The organism is Streptomyces sp. NRRL B-24085 (assembly GCF_001282115.1).
Lineage (GTDB): Bacteria > Actinomycetota > Actinomycetes > Streptomycetales > Streptomycetaceae > Streptomyces.
On sequence record NZ_LJBR01000259.1, the window covers coordinates 20,473 to 43,134 of the forward strand.

The window sequence follows — 22,662 nt, forward strand, 5'->3', positions numbered from 1 at the left end:
AGCGGGGGCCGGGTGGTCGTCCCGGTTCAGCGCAACTCCGCCTCCAGGGGGTCGTCTTCGAGGAACCCGCCCGACTGGTGGCGCCACAGCTTGGCATAGGGGCCGTCCAGGGCGAGCAGTTCCTGGTGGCTGCCCTGCTCCACGATCCGGCCGCGGTCGAGGACGACGAGCTGGTCCATGCCCGCGACCGTGCTCAGCCGGTGGGCCACCACGAGCGCCGTCCGCCCCTCCATGAGCCGCCACAGCGCTTCCTGCACCAGGATCTCGCTCTCGGAGTCCAGCGCGCTGGTCGCCTCGTCGAGCAGCAGGATCGGCGCGTCGCGCAGGATCGCCCGGGCGAGGGCGACACGCTGGCGCTGTCCGCCGGACAGCTTGACGCCGCGCTCCCCCACGAGGGTGTCGAACCCCTGCGGCAGCGCGTCGGCGAACTCCGTGACGTGGGCCGCCTCGGCGGCACGGCGGATCTCGGCGTCGGTGGCGTCCGGCCGGGCGAAGGCGATGTTGTCGCGCAGGGTCCGGTGGAACATCGCCGGGTCCTGCGGGACGTAGGCCATCAGACTGCGCAGGTCGGTCTGGCGCAGCCGGCTGATGTCCTGTCCGCCGACCAGGATCCGGCCGCCGTCGATGTCCTGCATGCGCAGCAGCAGCCGGGTGAGGGTGGTCTTGCCGCCGCCGGACCGGCCGACGAGGCCCACCTTCGTCCCGCCGGGCACGACCAGGTCGAGCCCCTCGAAGAGCCGCTCGGCGCCCGCGTGGGCGAAGTGCACCCGCTCGAAGCGGACGTCGGCGGCCCCGGGCACCAGCGGTTCGGGCGACGGCGGGTCGAGCACGGTCGGCGGGGTCAGCAGCAGTTCGGTGAACTGCGCGGCCTCCGTCATCGAGCCCTCCAGCCGGCGGTAGATCTGGTTGAACTCGAACATGATCCGGGTCGCGTTGGAGTAGTAGGTGAAGGCGACCACGACCGCCTCGACGTTGTGCCCGCTCCCGCCCAGGGCTACCGCGAGCAGCAGCCCCAGCGCGTTGGTCAGCACGGACATCGGTGCGACGAAGGTGTCGATGCGCAGGTTGCCGTAGTCCCAGGACCGGAGCATGAGCCGGCGTGAGACCGCGACCCGGGAGCGGTGCTCGGCGGCCTCGCGGGCCTCGGCGCCGAACGCCCGGACGGTGTCCATGTTCATCAGGCTGTCGGCCACGTGCCCGGAAACCCGGGCGACGGCCGCCTCGCGCTCGGCGACCAGTGCCTGGCGGCGCCGGATGAGGGGTGCCGCGCACAGCGCCGTCACCGCGATCATCGTCAACAGGCCGACGACGAGCAGCGGTTCGTAGCGCCACAGCACCACGGAGCCGAACAGCAGCGGGACGAAGCTGCCCACGATCTGGAACGCGAGAGTGTCGACGAACGGCTCGAAACGGGTGGCGAAGCTCAGGACGCGCTTGGTGAGCGACCCGGCGAAGTTGTCGTGGAAGAACGAGGCGTCCTTGGCGAAGAGTTCGTCCATCCCGATCACGTACAGGTGCTCGATGCCGCGGGCGTCGAGACGGTTCAGGCAGTGCAGGGCGACCCGCCACAGCGCTTCCGCGAGCAGCAGGACCCCGGCGAAGCCCAGGACGTACGGCAGCGCCGAGCCGAGGGTCGTGCCCCCGCCGTCGGCGATGGTGCCGGCGAGTTTGGCGACGATCAGCGGCGCGATGTAGTTGATGCCGATGCTGCCCAGCGCCGACAGCAGCATGGCGGGCAGCGTCAGCCACCGCAGGCGGGCCAACTCCCGTGCGTAGTAACGAAGTGCGAGGATCACCGCGCCTTTGGGCGGTGCGGTCTTGTGTGCCTCAGGCGTCTGCATCATAACCCTGTGTGTGTGAAGGGTTGCGGTCCGAGTTCGGCAGTGTCCCGCGACGGCGACCCCGGGGTCCACGCGTTTTCGGCAGGTCACGCCCGGCGAACGCCGTCAAATCTCAAGTGACGCAAGGGGATTGACGTAGAAAGCGCTTGCCACCTACGGTCCCCCGAATGGGTATGCAGCGAAGATTCGGGTGGGCCTCGCTGGCCGCGGCGACCACCATGGCACTGGCGGCGGGAGTGACCGCGGCGCCGGCCGCCCACTCCGCGGACGATCCCGTGCAGATCGTGGTCGACGGGAACGACGTACGCGCCGACAACGTGAACGGCCTGACCTACAAGGGCCTCGGTCTGCTCAGTTGCAACAGCACCAGCAACCTGCTGATGGACTACAAGGCGGAGCATCCCGACCGCTACTGGCAGCTCGTCAGGGTGCTGTTCGGCGGGCGGAACCCGCTCATCAACCACGTGAAGATCGAGATGGGTTCGGACACCAACACGTCGACCGGTTCCGACCCGGCGACCATGCGCACGGCGGACGAGCTCGCCGACGCCTCCCGCTCCCCCGGCTTCCAACTCGCCGCCGACGCCAAGACGGTGAACCAGGACCTCAAGGTCTCGATCCTGCGCTGGGTCATGCCCCAGTGGGTCCAGACCGAATGGAACAAGGGCACCGGCACCGACGAGATGTACAAGTGGTACAAGGAGACGATCCTCGACGCGTACCAGAAGTACGGGTACATGGTGGACTACGTCGATCCGGACACCAACGAGACCACGAAGCCCGACATCTCCTTCGTCAAGTGGTACAAGAACGCCCTGGCGAACGACACCGAATTCGCCGATCCCCGCTATGGCCTGACGCCTCGCCAGCAACTGGCGGCGGCGAAGGCGTACCACGCCGTCAAGATCGTCGCCTCGGACGAGAACACCACGAAGAACATCGGTCCGGCGATGCTCACGGACACCGAACTCTTCGGCATGGTCGACGCGGTGGGCTACCACTACACCACCGACGACCGGCTCGACGGCACTCCCGACAGCGCCACCTACCGGCCGTACACGAAGCTGGCGACCGGTGCCAACGCCCACGGCCAGGACAAGGAGGTCTGGTACAGCGAGGGTGTGGGCTCCTTCGGCTGGACGGACTACCGGGTCGACAACACCGAGGGTCCGGGCGGTGCCAGCACGGGCATCGGCGGAGTGCAGAGCGCCCTCGACCTCGCCAACCGCTCCGTGAAGGGCTACGCCAACTCCAAGCGGACGCACTACATCTTCCAGCCGGCGATCGGCGCCTTCTACGAGGGCGCCCAGTACAGCCACAAGGAGCTGGTCAGCGCCCGCGACCCGTGGTCCGGGAGCATCCACTACGACGCCGCCGTGTACGTGATGCAGCACTTCACCCAGTTCGCGAAGACCGGCTGGGAGAACGCCGGCAACACGGCCGGCATCTGGCGCACCGTGCCGGAGGCGAGCTACAGCGGGGTGAGCGGCACCGAGAACGTCGACGGCTCCAACGGCGCGCCCAGTTACCTGACGCTCGCCGACCCGAAGAAGAAGGACTTCTCCACGATCGCCGTCAACGACAGCGACCGGACGAAGACGTACCGGATCAGGGCCGAGAACATGGACCTGGGCGGTGATCCCGCCATGGAGGTCTGGGAGACCCGCGCGGCCGACCCCGGTCAGGCCTACGACGCGAACTTCAAGCACCTCGCGGCGCAGCTGGGCCCCGACGACGACGGCTTCTACACCTACACGGTGAAGCCGCGCTCGATCGTCACCTTCACCACCCTCGACCGCAGCCACGACAAGGCGGCCCGGCAGCGCCTGCCGCGGTCCACGGCCCGCACCGTGCTCGACACCGACGCGAGCGGCAAGGGGCACGACACCCGCGACAGCGTCCTGTACGCCGACGACTTCGGGTACGAGGAGGAGGGCCGGGTCCAGGTCGGCACCGGCAACGGAGCCCGCAAGGCGTCCCAGCCGTACCTCGCGTCCCGGGGCGGCCAGCCGCGTTACCTGGTCGACCAGACGGGCGCCTGGGAGGTGGGGAAGGACGCCGACGGCGACAACGTCCTCCACCAGTACCTGGACCAGTCCATGAAGGACACCGGCGCCTGGAACCGGAACACCCCCAACACCACGGTGGGCGACTTCCGTTGGGAGAACTACCGGGCCTCGGTCGACGTCTCCTTCCCGGACCCGCGGGGCGGTGCCGCCACCCTCGGCGTACGGCAGCAGAAGGGCATGGCCGCGACGGACGCCGCGTACAGCGTCGGGATCGGCCCGGACGGCGGCTGGACCCTCTCGCGGTACGGCACGGTCCTGCGCACCGGGACGGTGGCCGCGTCCGACGGCTACCGCCTCGCCGTCGAGGCCCGGGGTGCGAACGTCACCGCGTACGTCGACGGCCGGGCCGTCGCCACCTACACGGACCCGGCGCCGGTGACCGGGGGCCGCGTCAAGCTCGGCACCGACTTCCACCGCACCGCGTTCGACGACCTGAAGGTGGAGAAGGTCGCCGGATACACCCCGTACGCCACGGCGCTGACTGACAACATGGACGGCTCGGTCGAGTACGCCGGTGCCTGGAGCCGCAACGCCTCCCTCGGTGACGCCATGAACTGGTACCGGACGACGTCGACCGGCACCGCGGCCGGCGCCACGGTCACCATTCCGTTCCGCGGCACGGGCGTGGACGTCATCGGCGGCAACGACGGAAGCGCCGTCCTCGACGTCTCGGTGGACGGCCGGCCCGTCGTCCGGGACGCGCGGACCGTCGCCACCGACAAGCGCCAGGCGACCTACTCACTGCGGGGTCTGCCCGACGGCAGGCACACGGCGACGTTCACACTGAAGTCCGGGAAGATCGTCCTCGACGCCTTCACCTCGATCTCCGGCGACGTGGACGGACGGGTCGACACGACACCGCTGCGCAGCGCCCTGAAGGCGGTGGGCACCCCGCACCGCGACGACTGGACGGCCGGCTCCTGGGCCCTGTTCGCCTCCGCACGCACGGCCGCCAGGGCCGCGGTGTCCGGACAGCGGGGCCTGGACACCCTCGGCGTGGAACAGCTCGCGGCCAGGCTCGGCGCCGCCTACGCCGGTCTGGTGCGCGAGGAGGGCTGACCGACGCGAGGCTCCCGGACGGTGGTGACGGCATCGGGCCGGCGCGACGCATCCTGCCCGGTGCCGTCAACCGCCGGAGTCAGCGGACCTGTCACGGGCCGGTCCGCCGGCAGCCGTCGCCCTGCGCCGGGGCCGGGACAGCCCGGCCAGCCGTGCCACCCGGCGCCAGTCGGCCGACGCCCCGGTCACCGGCCGGCCGGGGCGATGGCGGGGTACCCGGACCCGCAACGCTCCGGGCGCGGTCCGGCACACCACGGGAGTCGGCAGCACCACGTGTTCCCCGTCGATCCCTACGGGGATGTCGGCGCTGTCCGCGTCAACGACGACCTCGTCGGCCCGCAGCCGCATGACGGACCCCGAGCGGTCCCCGCGCACCAGGCGGGCCGCCTGGGCCGCGTTCGCCACCCGCACGCCCAGCACACCGAGCTGCCCCGAGTCCAGCCGTTCGCGGCGCCCCGGGTGGGCCGAGTCGACCGCCCGCAGATAGGGGTTGTTGCTGACGAGCAGCGCCTGGAGCGCGCCGACCCGGGCGGGCCCGGCCCGGATCCGCAGCACCGGCGCGGCCTCGCCGGTGAGCAGACCGGGCAGGGTCCGCAGGGTCGTGTGCAGCTTGGCGTCGCGGTAGGCGGGATCGGCCACCACGGACGCGTACGTCCCGAAGGAGGCGTTGTTGACGAACACGCGGTCGGCGGCGAATCCGAGGTCCACGCGGAGTTCCACGCCGTCGGTGAGCACCTGGAGTGCCGTCGCTGGGTCGTCGCGGTCGAGGCCGAGGTCGAGGGCGAAATGGTTGCGGGTGCCCGCGGGGATCACGGCGAAGGGCACGTCGTGTCGCGCCGCCACTTCGGCCACCAGTGCCTGGGTACCGTCACCGCCGGCCACCGCCAGCAGGTCGGCGCCCTCGGCCACGGCCTGCCGGGCGAGGGCCGCCACGTCCTGTCGGCCGTCCAGCAGCACGACGCGGGCGCCCGCGGCCCGGGCCTTCTCCACCAGCCCGAAGCGTGCCACCTTGCCGCCACCGGAACGCGGGTTCATCACGATCCAGGCGGCGCGCGGTGCCGCGACACGCTCGGCCACGGCACCCGGGGGTGCCAGGGCCAGGCGTGCCGAGGCGACGGCCAGCACCCACAGGGCCAGGGACAGCACGGCCGGCCCCAGCATCCCCGAGGCGCCGTACAGGCACAGGACGGTGAGCGGGGCGGCCACCGACAGCACCAGCCCGAGGACGCGCAGCGTGCCGGTGTGGGCCAGCGTCCACCACACGCCGACGGCGGCGAGCGCCAGGCCGCCGATGCCGACGAGGGCCCACAGCACACTGCGCAGTCCGGCCGCGAGGAGGGGCACCAGGACGCTGCCCAGGAGGGCCAGGAGGGCGAGCCGGGCCAGGGGGACGCTGCCGGACTGCTCGGCGCTGCTCGGGTGGCGTCCCATGTCCTCGCCCTCCCTTACGGTGTCGTCGCCTGCCGCGGACGGACCCCGTGGTGACCGCTCGTCACATGTCGCGTCCGGGACGCTCGAACGGCTCGAAGGAGTCGTCACGCCGGACCACGCACAGGGCCCAGATGACGAGGGCCGAGAACGCGATCATCACGAGCGACCAGACCGGGTAGTACGGCAGGGAGAGGAAGTTGGCGATGATGATGAGTCCGGCGATGGCCACCCCGGACACCCGTGCCCAGGTGGCCGCGCGGAACAGCCCGAGGCTCACGAGCACGCCCACCACGCCCAGGCAGAGGTGGATCCAGCCCCAGCTCGTCAGGTCGAACTCGAAGACGTAGTTGCGCGTCGTGACGAACACGTCGTCCTCGGCGATGGCCATGATGCCCCGGAAGATGTCGAGCAGTCCGGCGAGCATCAGCATGACGGCGGCGAAGACCATCGTGCCGGCGGCCCAGTCCTGCTTGGCCGTGGACCGGTGTGCGGTGTGTGTAGCGGTCATCCTGACCCCTCGTTTCGATCGGCCGGCGGGCTCAGCGCCGGGTGGTGGCGGCGACGCCGTCGGAGGTCCCCGAGCCGTGGCCGCTGAGGACCAGTTCCTTCGCCCGGGCGAACTCCGCGTCCGTGATGTCGCCCTTGGCCCGGATCTCCGAGAGCCTGGCGAGTTCGTCGACGCTGGTGGTGCCGCCGCCCTTGGCGGTCTGACGGATGTACGAGTCGAAGGCCTGTTGCTGTGCCCGCGCCTGGGCGACCTCGCGCCGCCCCATGTTCTTGCCGCGGGCGATCATGTAGACGAAGACGCCCAGGAAGGGCAGCACGATCGTGAACACCAGCCAGCCGGTCTTGGCCCAGCCGCTCAGGTCGTCGTCACGGAAGATGTCGACGACGACCCGGAAGAGCAGGACGAACCACATGATCCACAGGAAGAACATCAGCATGGACCAGAAGACGCTCAGCAGCGGGTAGTCGTACGCGAGGTACGTGGACGCACTCATGTCACTCTCCTCCGTCCGGGGCCTTCGCCCGGCCGCCTGTCTGTGCCGTCCTCAGCGTGCCCGCGGCAGGGAGCGGGCGGCTTCACCCGGCGCGGGTGAGCGGGCGCCCCGGCCGGGTCGGCGACGGGGGCGCGGCGCCGCAGGACGCGGGCCGAGCGGTACCAGGCGCTGGACGCGACGCCCTCCCCCGCGGCCAGGCCCGACACGGCGACGAGGAAGACGCCGATCAGCCAGGACAGAAACGTGAAGACCGGTCCCAGCGCACCGAACTCGGCCAGGCTGCGCTCCATCGCGGCGGGCAGGACCAGCCGGGCGGCCCCGCTCAGAGCGACCGTGCCGGTCCCCGCGAGGACGGCGCCCGGCAGCAGGCTCTCCCAGCCGACGCGGCCGCTCAGCAGCAGGTACTGGGTCCACCACCACAGCAGCGTCGTCGAGAGCAGGGACATCGTCAGGCCCACGGCCGGGCCGGCGCCGAAGCCCGCGCGCAGCGGCGCCTGGGCCAGGAGGAACACCAGCCAGACCACCAGCCACAGGGGCCAGCGCCAGATCGCGGCCCGCAGCGGCGCCCGGGGCAGGCGCCAGCAGCGTTCGCACACCGCTTGCAGGGCCCGGCTGAACGCCGTCGCGGACGCCAGGGCCACCAGCACCCCCAGGACGCCGACGGTGTCCCGCGTGGGGCCGGTGGCGGAGAAGGTCCTGCGCACCTCCTCCAGCGTGTCGCCGCGCATTCCCAGCACCGTGCGCAGGGAGTCGGCCAGCAGGTCCTGGACGCCGGGAGGCGCGAACGCGGCCACCGTCATGAGCAGCGGGAGCGCGGCGAGGAAGGCCTGCGCGGCCAGTCTCATGGCGCCTTCCACCACGTTGAGCGCCGACAGCCGGGGAAGGAACCGGACGAGCGCGTTGGACCGCACGCTCTCCACGACCCTCGCCGCCCGGGCCCGGCGTGCCGGATCGGAGTTCCTGGTCATGGCTCACGCGGCGTCCCGGCTCACGCGGCCGCGTGCTCCGGTCGGTCGGTGGCGTCCCGTGCCGGGCGTGCGGCGGCGAGCACCGCCGTGATCGCCAGCACCACCACGACCAGCAGCAGGACCAGTGCCACCGCGCCTACGGTGGGGTGGTTCCACAGGAGCAGGGCGAGGGCGCCCGCGCCGATGGTGACACCGGTGGTCCACTGCCGGTGGGCGGACAGCCACTGTCCGGTGAGACCGGTGGTGAGCCCCGCGCGGCGCAGCGCACGCCCGGCCGCCGAGGCCCCGCGCAGGGACCCGGCGCGTACACCGCGGGCGATCCGGCCCGGGCCGTACAGGTAGGCGGTCAGGGCGGTGAGCAGGCTGACGACGAGCAGGGTGCGGGCGGCAGCGCGCAGGAAGCGCACGAAGGTGTCGAAGATCGCCGCGGCGGCGTCGGGAGGCAGTGCCGCCGGGGGCACGGAGTCGAGGTAGACGCGCCGCAGGACGACCAGCGCGACGAGCAGCAGCACCGCCATGAGGCCGACGCCGAGTGCGGTGATCATCACCATCACCCGGTGTCCGGGGGCGACCCACACGGCCAGGGCGGCGAGGGCGAGGGTGAGGACGGGCAGCCAGGTCCCGATGATGTCCAGCAGCCGCATGCCGTCCTGGGCCTTGCCCAGTTGTTCGGTACGGAACAGGGGGACGGTGCGGTCGGTGTCCGGGATGGCGGCGGCCTTGTCGAAGCCGGCGTCGACGAGGCGCTGCCGTACCTGGTCGACCACGGCGCCGATGTCGAGCTGCACCGTGTCGCCTTCGGCCTGCACCGCACCGTCGCGGTCGCCGGTGAGCATGTTCACCACCGTGGCGTGGGCCCGCCGGTTGGCGCCCTCCCACGCCTGGGCGAAGGCCTCGCCGGTGATCACGCGGCTCACGGTGCGGTGCACGACGCTCTGCACCGCGGAGCGCAGCGGGCCGGTGAGGGACTCGGCCCCCTCGACCACCCGGGGCGGCGCCCCGTTGTCCGCCAGGGTCTTGGTGAGCGCCGCCGTGATCGCCTCCACGTCCACCTGGGCCACCGCACGGGCGGTCAACCGGTCGATCACGACGTTCTGCACGTCCGGGTCCGAGGCGAGCGGCGCGACGGTCTGCACGTACCGGTCGGTGTCGGACACCTGGTCGTGCACCCAGGTCGCGACGAGGGCGAGGGGGGCGAGCAGCAGCGTCAGCACCAGCAGGACGGTGGCTCCCGCGCGCCGCGTCCGCCGGTGGCGCACGGTCGCGGCGCGGCGCAGCCGCTGGTACTCCGCGTGCTCCTCGGCGGTCACGGCGTGCCCGCCGACGGTGGGGGCGCCGGCGCCCGACGCCCGGGAGCTCGAGGCGGGGTTCATGGTGTCTCCCTCGTTGGTCCGACGGGGGCGGGCTCCGTCTCAGACGTTCGCCGGGGGCTCCCGGCGGTCCGTGATGCCCGCTCTGCGCAGCGCGGCCCGCCAGGCGAGGGCCAGGGCGAGTTCGCACAGGCCGAGCAGGACGAGCCACAGACCGAGCAGACGGGTCAGTGCGCGGGCCGACTCGGCCGGCAGGGCCAGTACCACGATCCCGGCGACGATGCCGATCACCGCCGCGCCCGCCACGAAGGCCCGGTGTGGCAGGTCCTCGGCGGTGATCGCCGTGTAGAGGGTGAGGATCCCGGAGACGAGCCAGACGGCTCCGACGATCAGGGAGAGCACGGAGATGGTCTGGAGCGGATCGCGCAGACACAGCACCCCGGCGAGGACGTACAGCACGGCGACGATCAGACCGGGCAGCCGTTCGCCGGTCCGGGCGAAGACGGCGACGAACCGGAAGGCGCCGGTCACCAGCAGGTACAGGCCGATGAGGACGGCGAGGACGTGCAGGGTCTCGTCCGGCCAGACCAGGACGAGGACGCCCGGCACGAGCGTGGCGATCGCGGACCCGAGGATCCAGGTCCAGGAACGGCCGAGCCGCCCCAGTATCTCCGCGCCGTCGGCCGTGCGGCCGGGGGCGGCGCCGTCGGGGCTCTGCTCGGCTGCGGTGGGCGCTGCCGGACCACGCGGCACGGTCATGACTCCTCCTCGCCCCGTCGGACAGGTCGTCCCCGTGCCGGCCGGGGCGGGTACGGGGGTCCTCTCGCGGCCAGCGTCCCGCGCATCGTCCCCGGCCGGGTCACCCGTCACGGGTGATCCGCGGCGAGGGCCGTACCGGTGGGCTGGGAACCGAGGCGGCGCCGGTCAGGGGCGGTCGTGCGCGCCGTGCGGCGCGCCGGCAGGTCGTGGTGCCGGTCCTCGTCACCGATCCGGGAGGTTCCGCCATGGCCGTACCGAACTCCTCCACCGTTCTGCTGTCGCCCGCCGAACGGGCGGCCGTCGGCACGAACGCCCGCGCCCGTGCGCCCCGTTCCGGCCACGGCGGCTTCGAGGACGGCCAGGGGCGCTTCGACCCGCTGGAGGTGATCGAGGATCAGTCGGCCACGCGGGTACCGGAGTTGGTGCCCATCCGCTACGGCCGGATGCTCGAGTCGCCCTTCCGCTTCTACCGCGGCGCGGCGGCGATCATGGCGGCGGACCTGGGAGCCGTCCCGGACACCGGACTTCGGGTGCAACTGTGCGGAGACGCCCACCTGCTGAACTTCCGGCTGCTCGCCTCGCCGGAGCGTCATCTGGTCTTCGACATCAACGACTTCGACGAGACGCTGCCCGGGCCCTTCGAATGGGACGTCAAGCGCCTGGCCACCAGCTTCGCCATTGCGGGCCGGGCGAACGGCTTCTCCGTGCAGGAGCAGAACGCCGTCGTGCGGACGTGCGTCCGGGCCTACCGGGAACGGATGCGGGAGTTCGCGGGCATGCGCACCCTGGACATCTGGTACGCCCAGGACGACGCCGACCGTCTGCGCGCGCTGCTCGCCTCCTCGATGGACAAGAAGGCCAGACGCCGCACCGCCTGGGCCACGGAGCAGGCCCGTACCCGCACCTATCTGCAGGCCTTCGCGAAGCTCACGCGCGCCACCCCGGAGGGCCGCCGGATCGCCCCCGACCCGCCGCTCGTCACCCCGCTCAGGGATCTGCTGGCCGACGCGGCGGACAACCAGCAGGAGAAGGAGCTCCAGACCGTTCTGGAGGAGTACGCGCTCACCCTGCCGTCCGAACGCCGGCACCTGCTGCGCCACTTCCGGCTGGTGGACATGGCCCGCAAGGTGGTGGGCGTCGGCAGTGTCGGCACCCGCTGCTGGATCCTGCTCCTGCTCGGCAGGAACGACGACGACCCGCTGCTGCTGCAGGCCAAGGAGGCCCAGGAGTCGGTGCTGGCCGGCCCGACCGGATGCCACCCCTTCGACAACCAGGGCCGCCGGGTGGTGACCGGCCAGCGCCTGATCCAGACGACCAGCGACATCTTCCTCGGCTGGACCCGCGTGGTGGGCATCGACGGGCGGGAACGCGACTTCTACGTACGGCAGTTGCGGGACTGGAAGGGTATCGCCCGGCCGGAGACCATGGACCCCGGCCTGCTCGGGCTGTTCGCCCGGCTGTGCGGTGCCTCGCTGGCCCGGGCCCACGCCCGTTCCGGCGATCCGATCGCCATCGCCGCCTACCTGGGCGCCGGTGGCCGCTTCGACCACGCCCTCACCGCATTCGCCCAGTCCTACGCCGACCGGAACGAGCGGGACTTCGAGCTCCTGGCCGCGGCCGTGCGCTCCGGGCGGGTCGCCGCGCAGAGCCTCTGAGCGTCACCGAGGGGGCCGTCGAGCACGGACGGCCCCGTCACTCCGGCATCCGCCGCATCTCCACCACGTGCAGGCCCAGCGACTGGCAGCGGGCCAGCAGGCCGAACAGCTGCGCCTCGTCGATGACGGAGCCGAACAGGACGGTCTGCCCGGACATGTTCACGCGGTCCAGCTCGGGAAAGGCTTCCGCCAGTGTGTCCGACATGTGTCCGTCGACTCGGATCTCGTAGCGCATGGGCTGTACTCCCGCGGGCTGCCGGGAAGGCTGTCTGGGCCCTGTTCCGCCATGGTCCGCTCGGGCGGTGCCCGGCGGCCTCACCCTGTGCAGGTGATTGGCGGTCCGGTGGCCCGGACCACTCGGGTCAGTGCTTCAGGAAGAGCTTGAAGGAGATGATCAGGAGGCCGAGCAGCAGGTTGACCGAGGCGGTGGCGGCGACCAGGGGCCAGGTGGCGCGGGCTCGACGGGCCGCGGCCGCGGACCACCCCACCTGCCCGGCCACCGCGACGGACAGCGCCAGCCAGAAGGAGCCCTGCACGTCCAGGCCCAGCAGCGGGCTGACGGCCACCGCCGCGGCCGGTGGCACGGCCGCCTTGACGATCGGCCACTCCTCACGACAGGCGTGGAGGACGACCCGGCGGTCGAGCTGTTCCCGCGCCAGACGCGCCCCGAACAGCTGGGCGTGCACATGGGCGAGCCAGAAGACCACACCGGTGAGCAGCAACAGCAGCACCAGTTCCAGGCGGGGGAACGAGCCCAGGGCGCCGGCGCCGATCACCACGGAGGCCGCGAGCATGGACCCGTAGACGCCGCCGGTGTAGTCGGCGCGGTTCCGGTGCTCGGAGCCGGTCCTCTGACGCGTCGTGTCATCGGTCGTGGACATCGGGGCTCCTTGTGGATCAGCGCGTCGGTCCGGCCGACGGGGCCGGTGCCGAGGTCGTCGCCCGGGCCCCGGTTCCGGTCCTCCGGCCGGCCGGGAGGTTCGGTGTGACGAGGAGACTGGCCAGCGTGACGCCGCCGGTGGCGAGGATCGCCGCCTTGAGACCGTCGAGCTGGGCGGAGGCGTAGGAGTCGGCGACGGCGTCGACCTCCGAGGGCGGCAGTCCGGCGTCCGCCGCCGCCGCGCGCACCTGGTCGGTGGTGACGAAGGAGATCCCGGACTCGAGGGCGACACCGGTCTGTGTGCGGGCCGCCTCGGAGAGCCGGGGGTCGTCGTCGACCTGGGTGGTGAAGGCGTGCGCCAGCGCACCGAGGAGGATGGACCCGATCAGTGCCGTGCCCAGCGCGGAGCCGAGGTTCTGGGCCGTGAACTGCAGCCCTCCCACCTCGCTGCGCTCCTCCTCGCCGGCGCTGGACTGGACGACGTTGCCCAGTTGCGAGGCGAGCAGGCCGGTGCCCACGCCCACCAGGGCCATGGCTCCGGCGAACTGCGCGTCGTCGATGACGGGGTCGATGGTCGCCAGCAGCCACACGACGGCGACCGCCAGGGTGGCGAGGGCCAGCCGGACCATCCGGCGCGGTCCGACGGCCCGCCCCAGCGAGGAGGCGAGCAGGGAGGCGGCGAGCATGGCGACCGAGACGGGCAGCAGGCGCAGTCCGGTCTGGAACGCGTCGAAGCCCTGCACGACCTGCAGGTACAGCGGGATGACGAAGAACAGGCCCAGCAGGATGAGGTTCTGGCTCAGCAGGGTCAGCAGACCGGAGCGCAGCGCCGGCCGGCCGAGGAGGGGCAGATGGACGAGGGGGTCCGCGCCGCGGGCGTCGCGCCGCCGCTCCCAGTGGACGAAGAGGGACAGGACGGCCACTCCGGCACCGACGACGAAGAGCGTCGGGGCGAACCCCAGGACGGTGAAGGGCGGGTTGCGGGGCGCGACCCAGCCCCAGGTGCTGCTCTGCAGCACGCCGAGCACGCCCAGTCCGAGCCCGGCGGCCGACAGCACCGCGCCGACGCCGTCGAGACGGGGACGGTGCCCGGTGCGGGGGGAGTCGGTGATCACCCGTCGGCAGCACAGCACGGCCGCGACGACCACCACCTCGCCGGCGAAGACCAGCCGCCAGGTGAGGTAGGTGGTCACCCAGCCGCCGAGGAGCGGTCCCACCGCGATGCCCGCGCCGGCGAGGCCGCCGATGACGCCGTAGGCGACGGCCCGGTCCGGCCCGCGATAGGACTCCGCGACGAGGGCCGCCATGGCCGGCAGCACCATGGCGGCGCCGATTCCCTCGACGACCGACCAGCCCAGGGCGAGGACCCAAACGGTGGGGGCCAGCGCGGTCAGGGCCGATCCGGTGCCGTAGACGATCAGCCCGAGGAAGAAGAGACGGCGACGCCCGAGGATGTCGCCGAGCCTGCCTCCGATGATCATGAACGCGGCCATGACCAGCGCGTACAGGGTGATGACGGCCTGGACGGTGGTGACCTCGGTGTCGAAGTCCTCGACCAGTTGGCTGATCGAGACGTTCATGACCGAGGTGTCCAGGACCATCAGGAACTGCGCTGTGCCCAGGACGATCAGTGCGCGCCAGCGTCTCACGGTGAACCACCTCGCCGGGTCGGTTCGGAGCGGCGGTGGAGGCGGCCGCTCCTCCCATGTCAGCGCGGCGGGGGGCCCGGCGCATCACCCGCCGCGGGCGACCTGGCGGTCCTCACAGCAGGCCCATGTCCCGTGCGCGGTGCACCGCCTCGCTGCGGCGGTTCACCGCCAGCTTCCGGTACAGGCTCTTGAGGTGGGTCTTCACGGTGTTCGCGGAGAGGTACAGGTCCGCGGCGATCTCCTCCGTCGACATCATCTGCGCCAGCCGTTGCAGGACGTCGTGCTCGCGCTCGCTCAGCTCCTGCACGACGAGCGGCCCGGGGCGCGGGCCGGCCGCCGCAGGGCCGGGGGCGGTGCCGGGCACGAGCCATTCGGCGGCCAGCGACCGCAGCGGGGCCGCGGCCAGGAACGACCTGATCCAGCGCCCGGCGTCGAGGAAGGGGCGGCGCAGCCGTTCGTTGCGAGCGAGGAGGAGGGCCTGGGCGACGAACCGGCGGGCTGCTTCGTCGTCCCCCGCCGCCTGTGCGGCCTGCGCTCTCACCAGCGCCGCCCGCACGGTCACCGCGGGCCCCGGCCGGCTTTCGGCGGGCACGCTGTCGAGGAGGTCGATCGCGGCGTCCGGCCGGCCCGAGGCGAGGTGCAGGCGGGCGGCTTCCACCGTCCACGTCGGCTGGTCGTCGGGAAGGTGCCGGAGCACTTCGGCGGCCGCCTCGGGCCGCCCTTCGGCCAGATGGACGGTGGAGGTGACCAGCCGTTGCAGGCTGTCCGCCCAGGGTGAGGCGACGGCGGTGGACAGGGCCGGGGTCGCCGCCGCCACGGCCGCTCGCGCGTTGCCCCGGGCCAGGTGGAGCCGGGCGGTGGCGATCGCCCGCCCGGCGGCCGTCACCGGGTCCTGGGTGTCGAGGTCGAGTCGGTCGGCCTCGTCGAGGAGGGCCTGGGCCCGGCCCAGTTCGTGGCGGTCGACCGCCACGGCGGCAAGTACGAGCCGTTCGATGCCGGAACCGGAGGGCTGCGGAAGACTGAACCGCTCCGTCTCGGTCATCGCCGCGAGGGCCTTGTGCTCGGCCTCGCCGGGCCATCCGTCCAGGTAGTCGAGCAGCGCCAGGTGGCCCATCGACTCCTCCCGGGGCAGGACCGTGAGGATCCCGCCGGGACAGCCGACCGCCTCGGACAGGGCGGCCCGCGCGTCCTCGTAGTGTCCGGCCCACAGGCGCGCGGACCCCAGGTGCGTCAGCAGGAGGGCGGACAGTTCGGGGTGCTTGTCCAGGAGGTGCGGGGGGATCTCCGGCCGTATCTCGTCGGCGGTCTCGGCGGCCTGTTCGGCCCGTGCGGGAGAACCGGTCAGCCTGGCGGCCACCGCCTCCAGGAAGGCCCAGCTCAGATGGGCGGCCGCCGGGTCCCCGTCCTCGGCCGCCAGCCGTGCCTCGGCGTGGTGCAGATGGGCCACGCCCCGGTCGAGGTCGCTCTGGGCGAGGTCGCGGGCCGCCTGGACGAGTTCGGTCGCGGGGCCCGTGGACCCGGGCGCCATCCGGGAGAACAGCTCGTTGAGGTCGTCGGAGCGCAGACGGGTGAAGAACTCTCCGATCGCGAGGTCGTCGACGACGGCCGCGGCCGTGAAGTCCCAGTCGGCGGCGGCGGCCCCGTGGGCGAGTGCCTCCGGGAGGGCGCCTCGGCTGCGCATCCACCGGGCCGCCGCCCGGTGCAGGTCGGGTTCCAGACCCGGGTGGCGAACCCTCAGGTGGGTCTGGAGTATCTCCCCGAACAACGGGTGCAGGCGGTACCACCCCTGTCCCAGGTGTTCGACGAAGGCGTTGTCGCGGTGCAGCTCGGCCAGGATGAGCCCGGCGTCGGTCCGGTGGGTCAGCCCGTTCACCAGGTCGGGGCAGAAGCGGTCCAGGACGCTCACGCGCAGCAGCAGGTCCTGCGTCGCCGCCGGCTGGCGGGTGAGCACCTCTGCCAGCAGGAAGTCGGCGACGGCGCTGTGGTCGGCCTCGAACTCCTTGAGGTACCGCTCCGGGTCCGGGCTCTCCTGCGCGGCCAGGGCGCACAGCCGCAGGCCGGCGGCCCAGCCGCGGGTGCGCTCCACGAGGGCGCGTACGGAGTCGGCGGGCAGGCTGAGTCCGTGCAGTTCCAGGAGGGCCGCGGCTTCCCCGGGGTTCAGCGCGAGCTCGGCGTCCCGGATCTCCGTCAGGGTTCCGGCCGCTCGGTAGCGGTGCAGGGAGAACGGCGGTTCGTTGCGGGTGACGAGGACGAGACGCAGCCCGGAACCGGCGTGCTGCAGCACGAACTCCAACTGCTCCGCCACCTCGGACGCGCTCACCCGGTCGAACTCGTCGATCACGACGACCGGGGCCGGGTCGCGTCCGACGAGGTCCTCGGCGATCTCCGACAGCACCTTGTGGCCCACCCGGCCGGGGTCCGCCGGGCAGCGGATCCGGTCGGACAGCGGGGTGCCGGCGGTGCCGAGCGCATGGAGGAAGTACGCCCAGAACATGCCGGGGCGTTGTTCCTCCGTCTCGACGGTGAGCCAGCCGACGGGCCGGTCGAGGCGCGCGGTCCAGTCGGCGACCAACAGGGTCTTTCCGGCCCCGGCCGAGCCGTTGACCATGGTCAGCGGCGTCCCGAGGCCCTCTGCCAGGTGCTTGGTCAGGCGTGGCCGGGAGAGGAAGGTGGCGGGGCGCGACGGCACGGCGAAGCGCATCCGCAAGAACGGGTCCCCGAGCGGATCGACACGGGCTGCGGCCGGGACCGCGGTGTTCCTGTCGCCTGTGACCACGGTGCTCACCACCATGTCTCGTCAGGTCTTGGGGCAGCGGTGCCCTTAGCTCAGCTTTACACCCTGCCCGGAAATTCACCCGACGAAGAGGGCGCACCGCGGTTCAGGCGACCGCGTCCATCTCGTGGTCCAGGGAGAGTGCGGCGGTGATCAGGGCGAGGTGGGTGAAGGCCTGCGGGAAGTTGCCGAGCTGTTCTCCCGTCGGGCCGATCTCCTCCGCGAAGAGACCCGCGTGGTTCGCGTACGTCAGCATCTTGTCGAAGGCGTACCGCGCCGGTCCGAGCCGCCCCGAGCGGGCGAGCGCCTCGACGTACAGGAAGCTGCACAGGGAGAACGTGCCCTCGCTGCCGCGCAGGCCGTCCGGGGAGGCCGCCGGGTCGTAGCGGTGGACGAGGCTGTCCGACACGAGCTCGTCCTCCATGGCGTCCAGGGTGGACAGCCAGCGCGGGTCCGTCGGCGAGACGAAGCCGACGCTGGGCATGAGCAGCAGTGAGGCGTCCAGGGTGGTGTCGTCGTACTGCTGGACGAAGGCGCGGCGGCTCGTGCTCCAGCCGCGTTCCATCACCTGGCGCAGGATGTCGTCCCGGGCCGTGGTCCACTGGGCGAGGTCGGCGGGCCGGGCGAACTGCCGGGCCATGCGCACCCCCCGGTCGAAGGCCGTCCAGCACATCAGCCGGCTGTAGGTGAAGTCCTTCTGGCCGCCCCGGGTCTCCCAGATCCCCTCGTCGGGCCGGTCCCACGCCTTCACCAGCCAGTCGAGCAGTTCGGACAGCGCCCGCCAGCCCTCGTACGGCGGGACCTCGCCTTCCTCGTCCGCGGCCTGCGCCAGCGCGAGGGACGCCTCTCCGTAGATGTCGAGCTGTAGTTGGTCGGCGGCTCCGTTGCCGACGCGTACCGGCGCCGATCCGCGGTAGCCCTCGAAGTGGTCGAGGACCTCTTCCGTCAGTTCCGGGTCGCCGTCCACGCGGTACATGATCTGGAGGGGCTCGCCGCTCACCGTACGGCCCGAGCGCAGCCGGTCTCCCAGCCACCGGCGGAAGGCGTAGGCCTCCTCGACATGACCGAGGCCGAGCAGGGCGCCGACCGACAGGGAGCCGTCGCGCACCCAGGTGTAGCGGTAGTCCCAGTTCCGTCCGCCGCCGATCTGCTCGGGCAGTCCCATGGTGGCCGCGGCGACCGGGGCGCCGGTGGGCGCGTAGGTGAGCAGCTTGAGGGTGATGGCCGCCCGGTTCACCATGTCCTGCCAGCGGCCGCGGTACCGGCTGCGGCGGACCCAGGCGTGCCAGAAGTCGCGGGTCCGCTCGAACAGCGCCATGACGTCCGCCTGGGTCACCGGTGTCAGGGGCGCGTCGTCAGGGTCGCCTGTGGTCAGCACGACGGCGGCGAACTCGCCCTGCGCCAGGGTCAGTTCACTGCGTATGTCGTCGCCGTCGCGGTCCCAGTGCAGGGGGCCGACGGCCTGCAGCGCGGCCTGCCCGCCGACGCCGTGGAAGCGGACCGTGTCCTCGCGCGTGACCACCTGGTGCGCGGAGCGTCCGTAGTCGAAGCGGGGCCGGCACTCCAGTGCGAAGCGCACCTGTCCTCGTGTCACGCGCAGGATCCTGACCAGGCGGTGGTGGTCCGCCGGGTGCTCGGGGCGCTCCACGGGCATGAAGTCGATGACCTCCCCCACCCCCGACTCCGCGAGGAAGCGGGTCACGAGCACCGCGGTGTCCTGGAGGTAGAGCTGGACCGGGGGCCGTCGGGTGTCGACGGACACGGCGAAGTGCCCGCCCTTCTCGTGGTCGAGGAGGGCGGCGAACAGGCTGGGAGAGTCGAACCTCGGCGCGCAGAACCAGTCGACCGTTCCCTCCGCGGAGACCAGTGCCGCCGTCTGGAGATCGCCGACCAGACCGTGGTCCTCGATCGGAGCGTAGCGTTGCATGAGCAGCTCTCCTTCCGGCCGCGCACTCCCGGACCCCTTGATGTCCCGGGTCCTTGCCGCGCCAGCGTGTCAACGCCGGAGGAGGCAGGCATCCCCCGTCACGGGTGAGGGCACGCGAAAAAGGGCCTCGCGGGCTGTTGCCCACGAGGCCCTTCGTGCCGTCGGGACGACAGGATTTGAACCTGCGACCCCTTGACCCCCAGTCAAGTGCGCTACCAAGCTGCGCCACGTCCCGGCCGCGATGTCCACGGGTGTTCCGTGTGATCGCGCAGGTAAACCCTACCGCACCGCACGCGGCCGGCCCGACTGGCGGGAGGTCAGCCCCGGGTGGCGACGGTCTCCCGCACCTCCGTGGGCCCGGGGACGACCCGGCGCACGGTCCGCCGCACCGGGACGAGCAGTGCGGCCAGCGCCGCAGCCAGGCACAGCACGGCCAGCAGCGCGAAACCGTGCGTGTAGCCGGACTCGCGGGGCAGCCCCGAGGCCTGGAGGTGACCGGTGACCAGGACGCTGGTGACCGCGGCGCCGATGGAGCCGCCGATGGTGCGGATGTTGGCGTTCATGCCGGTCGCCGCGCCGGTCTGGTCGGCCGGGACGCTGCCCACGATCAAGTTGGCCATGGAGGCGAAGGCGAGCCCGATGCCGAGGCCGAACAGGCCCGCGACCACGGCGATCTGCCACTGCTCGTCGTGCCAGAGGGCGAGGAAGCCGCAGGACACCGCGCCCAGCGCGGCACCCGTGGTCAGCAGGGTCTTTGCGCCGAGGACCGGCTCCAGGCGGCCGCCCAGGACACCGGCGAGGAACATCGCCACCAGCATCGGCAGCATGAGCAGGCCGGCCGCGGTGACGCTCGCGCCGAAGCCGTACCCGGCCGACGACGGTGTCTGCACGAAGCCCGGCAGGAAGGACCAGATCGAGTACATCCCGGCGCCGAAGAGCAGCGCGGCGGTGTTGGTGGTCCACACGGCGGGCAGGCGCATGACCCTGAGGTCGATCAGCGGGGTGCGGGAACGGGCCTCGGAGTACAGCCACAGCGCGAACAGCACGGCGGCCGCGCCGAACAGGCCGAGCACCCGGCCCGAGCCCCAGCCCCACCGGCCCGCCTGGCTGAGCGGCAGCAGCAGCGCGACCAGCCACGCGGACAGCAGGACGGCACCGGACCAGTTGACGTTCCCCTGCGCCCTGGTGGGCGACTCGGGCACGTACCGTACGGCGATCAGTGTCGCGGCGATCACGATGGCGACCGGGATCCAGAACAGCCAGCGGTAGTCGAGCGCGCTCACGATGGGACCGGCGGCGACGATGCCGACGCCGCCGCCCGCGGCGATCACCGCGGACAGGTTGCTGATGGAGCCGCTGACCCTGGACGCCTCGAACTCGTCGCGGATGATGCCGAAGGAGAGCGGGAACAGGGCGCCGCCGACCCCCTGGACGACCCGGGCGACGATCAGGACGCCGATGCTCGGCGCGAGCGCGGCGAGCAGACAGCCGACGGTCACGGTCACCAGGACGGCGACGAGCGTGCGCTTCTTGCCGACCAGGTCGCCGACCCGGCCGAGGATCGGCGTGAAGATCGAGGCGGACAACAGATAGGCGGTCATCACCCAGGTCACGGTGGACTGCGAGGTGTGCAGCGCGTGCTGGACGGTCGGCAGGGCCGGGGCGATCAGCGACTGGAGCATGGAGAACACGCCGGCGCCGGCCGCGAGGACGGCGAAGGTGAGACGGGTGGACGTGCGGGGCATGGAGAGCCTCTCCGAACACGAAGTGCGGCCGGAGCCTCGTGGGAAGCGGTCGCGGGAAAGGACGGTGGACGCACCTCGACTGCTAAAGTGGAGGTACGCCTCCACTCTAGCGGAGGCACCCCTCCGCTTCAACCCGTACCGGAGGTGAACCTCCGTTTAAGCCCCGGGAGGCAGCCGTGACCGCCCCGTCGTTCCCCGTCACCGAGATCGTGGCGGCCCGTCGGCCGCACCGGAAGGACGCCGCCCGCAACTACGACGCCCTGCTGGCCGCCGCCCGCGAGGCGTTCGCGGAGCACGGCGCGGACGCCTCGCTGGAGGACATCGCGCGGCGCGCGGGCGTGGGCATCGGCACGCTGTACCGGAACTTCCCCACCCGCCGCCACCTCTTCGAGAGCGTCTACGCGGACGAGGTGAACCAGCTAGTGCTGGCGGCCCAGGAGGTCGCTGACCGAGAGCCCTGGGAGGCGCTCACCGCCTGGCTCGACCGGTTCGCGGGCTACATGGTGACCAAGCGGGCGGTGCGCGAGGCGCTCAACGACGAGTCGGAGATCTTCGCCGCGTGCCGGGAGTCGATGTACGCGGCGGGCGGGCCGCTGTTCGAGCGGGCACAGAAGGCGGGCCTGGCCCGGCCGGACATGCGCTTCGTGGAGCTGCTGCGCATGGTGGCCGGGATCATGGCCACGGCCTTCGACGACGACGCCCAGCGCGACCGGGTGCTGTCGATCGCCCTGGACGGGGTGCGGGCGTCGCGCTGAGCCGGGCAGCGCCCGGGAGCCCGGCACGGCCGCGGTACGGCGGTCGGGCCGCCCTCGGGAACGCCGAACGCCGGCCCCGCACTCGCGCGGTGGCCGGCGTTTCGCGTAGCGCTCAGTGCGCGGCGACCAGTTCCCGCTCGCTGCCGGCGGGTTCCCGCCGGGAGCTGCGCAGGGCGGCGATGCCGATGAAGACCATGGACGACAGACCCGCGACGGCGAAGGCGGTGAAGCCCCAGTCGCCGTTGCCCGAGGCGAGGAGCTGGCCGCCGAGCCACGGCCCGAAGACGGCGCCGAAGCGGCCCATGCCCGAGGTCCAGCCGACGGCGGTGGCGCGGCTGTCGGCGTCGGAGCGGATGGAGACCGTGGCGTAGATCATCGTCTGGGCGCTGTTGAGGAAGACGCCGGTGAGGAAGACGACGATCATCGTGACGGTCATCGGCATGTGGACGCTGAGCAGGAAGACGCCCGCGGCGGTGAGCGCGAACCAGAGCGCGGAGATGCGCGGGGCGCCGAAGCGGTCGGCGGCCCGGCCCGCGACCAGCATGCCCACGATGCCCCCCAGGTTGAAGACGACCACGAAGGACAGGGCGGAGCCCAGTTCGTAGCCCTCGGCCCGCATCAGGGTGGGCAGCCAGGTGGCGACGCCGTAGACGAGGAGCAGACCGCCGAAGGAGGCCACCCAGTAGAGCAGCGTCTGGATCCACTCCTTGCCGCGGAAGAGGTTCGCGAGGTTGGTCCAGCGGTCCCCGGCGCCACCGGTCTTCGCGGCGGGCACCTCGACGTCGTAGCGCTCGGCCAGGGCCCTGGCCTCCTCCGTGCGGCCCTTGGCCACCAGGAAGC

At 72.2% G+C, this 22,662-nt stretch carries 17 protein-coding genes and 1 tRNA gene; 3 read left to right on the forward strand and 15 right to left on the reverse strand.

Features of this window, described 5'->3' with window-relative positions:
* Positions 1-26: 26 nt before the first annotated feature.
* Entirely contained in the window at positions 27-1,844 is a 1,818-nt protein-coding gene (locus AOJ26_RS26635; RefSeq protein ID WP_373413160.1) for an ABC transporter ATP-binding protein, read from the reverse strand.
* A 164-nt stretch (positions 1,845-2,008) separates the two neighbouring features.
* On the opposite strand from AOJ26_RS26635, the gene AOJ26_RS26640 reads away from it, so the two are divergent.
* Positions 2,009-4,969 (forward strand): GH59 galactosidase, encoded by a 2,961-nt coding sequence (locus tag AOJ26_RS26640; protein ID WP_234358682.1) that lies wholly within the window; start codon positions 2,009-2,011, stop codon positions 4,967-4,969.
* 66 nt (positions 4,970-5,035) lie between these two features.
* Here AOJ26_RS26640 and AOJ26_RS26645 read toward each other — a convergent pair whose 3' ends face one another.
* The 6 genes from AOJ26_RS26645 to AOJ26_RS26670 all read right to left on the reverse strand — a co-directional run bounded on the left by AOJ26_RS26645 (position 5,036) and on the right by AOJ26_RS26670 (position 10,438).
* On the reverse strand, positions 5,036-6,400 hold the full coding sequence (locus AOJ26_RS26645; protein ID WP_053850891.1) for a diacylglycerol/lipid kinase family protein: 1,365 nt from the start codon (positions 6,398-6,400) through the stop codon (positions 5,036-5,038).
* Positions 6,401-6,461: 61 nt separating this feature from the next.
* Positions 6,462-6,908, reverse strand: a complete 447-nt coding sequence (locus AOJ26_RS26650) for a DUF7144 family membrane protein (protein WP_053850892.1) — start codon at positions 6,906-6,908, stop codon at positions 6,462-6,464.
* 31 nt (positions 6,909-6,939) lie between these two features.
* Complete coding sequence (locus AOJ26_RS26655) at positions 6,940-7,401, reverse strand: SHOCT domain-containing protein (RefSeq protein ID WP_053850893.1); 462 nt, start codon at positions 7,399-7,401, stop codon at positions 6,940-6,942.
* Positions 7,398-8,369: a YhjD/YihY/BrkB family envelope integrity protein gene (locus AOJ26_RS26660; protein WP_078960035.1), complete on the reverse strand. Its 972-nt coding sequence runs from the start codon at positions 8,367-8,369 to the stop codon at positions 7,398-7,400. Before AOJ26_RS26660 ends, AOJ26_RS26655 begins: the two co-directional genes overlap by 4 nt.
* A 20-nt stretch (positions 8,370-8,389) precedes the next feature.
* Positions 8,390-9,742, reverse strand: a complete 1,353-nt coding sequence (locus tag AOJ26_RS26665; protein WP_053850894.1) for a hypothetical protein — start codon at positions 9,740-9,742, stop codon at positions 8,390-8,392.
* Between the two features lie 39 nt (positions 9,743-9,781).
* Complete coding sequence (locus AOJ26_RS26670) at positions 9,782-10,438, reverse strand: HdeD family acid-resistance protein (protein WP_053850895.1); 657 nt, start codon at positions 10,436-10,438, stop codon at positions 9,782-9,784.
* A 245-nt stretch (positions 10,439-10,683) separates the two neighbouring features.
* On the opposite strand from AOJ26_RS26670, the gene AOJ26_RS26675 reads away from it, so the two are divergent.
* Positions 10,684-12,093, forward strand: a complete 1,410-nt coding sequence (locus AOJ26_RS26675; protein WP_053850904.1) for a DUF2252 domain-containing protein — start codon at positions 10,684-10,686, stop codon at positions 12,091-12,093.
* Positions 12,094-12,130: 37 nt separating this feature from the next.
* On the opposite strand, the gene AOJ26_RS26680 is transcribed toward AOJ26_RS26675, so the two are convergent.
* From AOJ26_RS26680 to AOJ26_RS26710, 7 genes are all read right to left on the reverse strand, one after another.
* Positions 12,131-12,328, reverse strand: a complete 198-nt coding sequence (locus tag AOJ26_RS26680) for a hypothetical protein (protein WP_053850896.1) — start codon at positions 12,326-12,328, stop codon at positions 12,131-12,133.
* A gap of 127 nt (positions 12,329-12,455) precedes the next feature.
* Positions 12,456-12,974, reverse strand: a complete 519-nt coding sequence (locus tag AOJ26_RS26685) for a hypothetical protein (RefSeq protein WP_053850897.1) — start codon at positions 12,972-12,974, stop codon at positions 12,456-12,458.
* A 16-nt stretch (positions 12,975-12,990) separates the two neighbouring features.
* The gene (locus tag AOJ26_RS26690) at positions 12,991-14,622 is read right to left on the reverse strand and encodes an MFS transporter (protein WP_053850898.1); all 1,632 of its coding nucleotides are present in this window, start codon (positions 14,620-14,622) and stop codon (positions 12,991-12,993) included.
* Positions 14,623-14,734: 112 nt separating this feature from the next.
* On the reverse strand, positions 14,735-17,413 hold the full coding sequence (locus AOJ26_RS26695; protein ID WP_053850899.1) for a LuxR C-terminal-related transcriptional regulator: 2,679 nt from the start codon (positions 17,411-17,413) through the stop codon (positions 14,735-14,737).
* A gap of 88 nt (positions 17,414-17,501) precedes the next feature.
* Positions 17,502-19,322, reverse strand: coding sequence for a glycoside hydrolase family 15 protein (locus tag AOJ26_RS26700; RefSeq protein ID WP_053850900.1), 1,821 nt, complete (start codon positions 19,320-19,322; stop codon positions 17,502-17,504).
* A gap of 161 nt (positions 19,323-19,483) precedes the next feature.
* A tRNA-Pro gene (locus AOJ26_RS26705) sits at positions 19,484-19,557 on the reverse strand.
* Between the two features lie 82 nt (positions 19,558-19,639).
* Positions 19,640-21,067: an MFS transporter gene (locus AOJ26_RS26710; RefSeq protein WP_053850901.1), complete on the reverse strand. Its 1,428-nt coding sequence runs from the start codon at positions 21,065-21,067 to the stop codon at positions 19,640-19,642.
* A 176-nt stretch (positions 21,068-21,243) separates the two neighbouring features.
* Between AOJ26_RS26710 and AOJ26_RS26715 the strand changes: the two genes are divergently transcribed.
* Complete coding sequence (locus AOJ26_RS26715; RefSeq protein WP_053850902.1) at positions 21,244-21,822, forward strand: TetR/AcrR family transcriptional regulator; 579 nt, start codon at positions 21,244-21,246, stop codon at positions 21,820-21,822.
* 112 nt (positions 21,823-21,934) lie between these two features.
* Here the strand turns inward: AOJ26_RS26715 and AOJ26_RS26720 are convergent.
* Positions 21,935-22,662 (reverse strand): MFS transporter (locus tag AOJ26_RS26720; protein WP_159044397.1); only part of this gene is annotated, 728 nt, incomplete at its 5' end.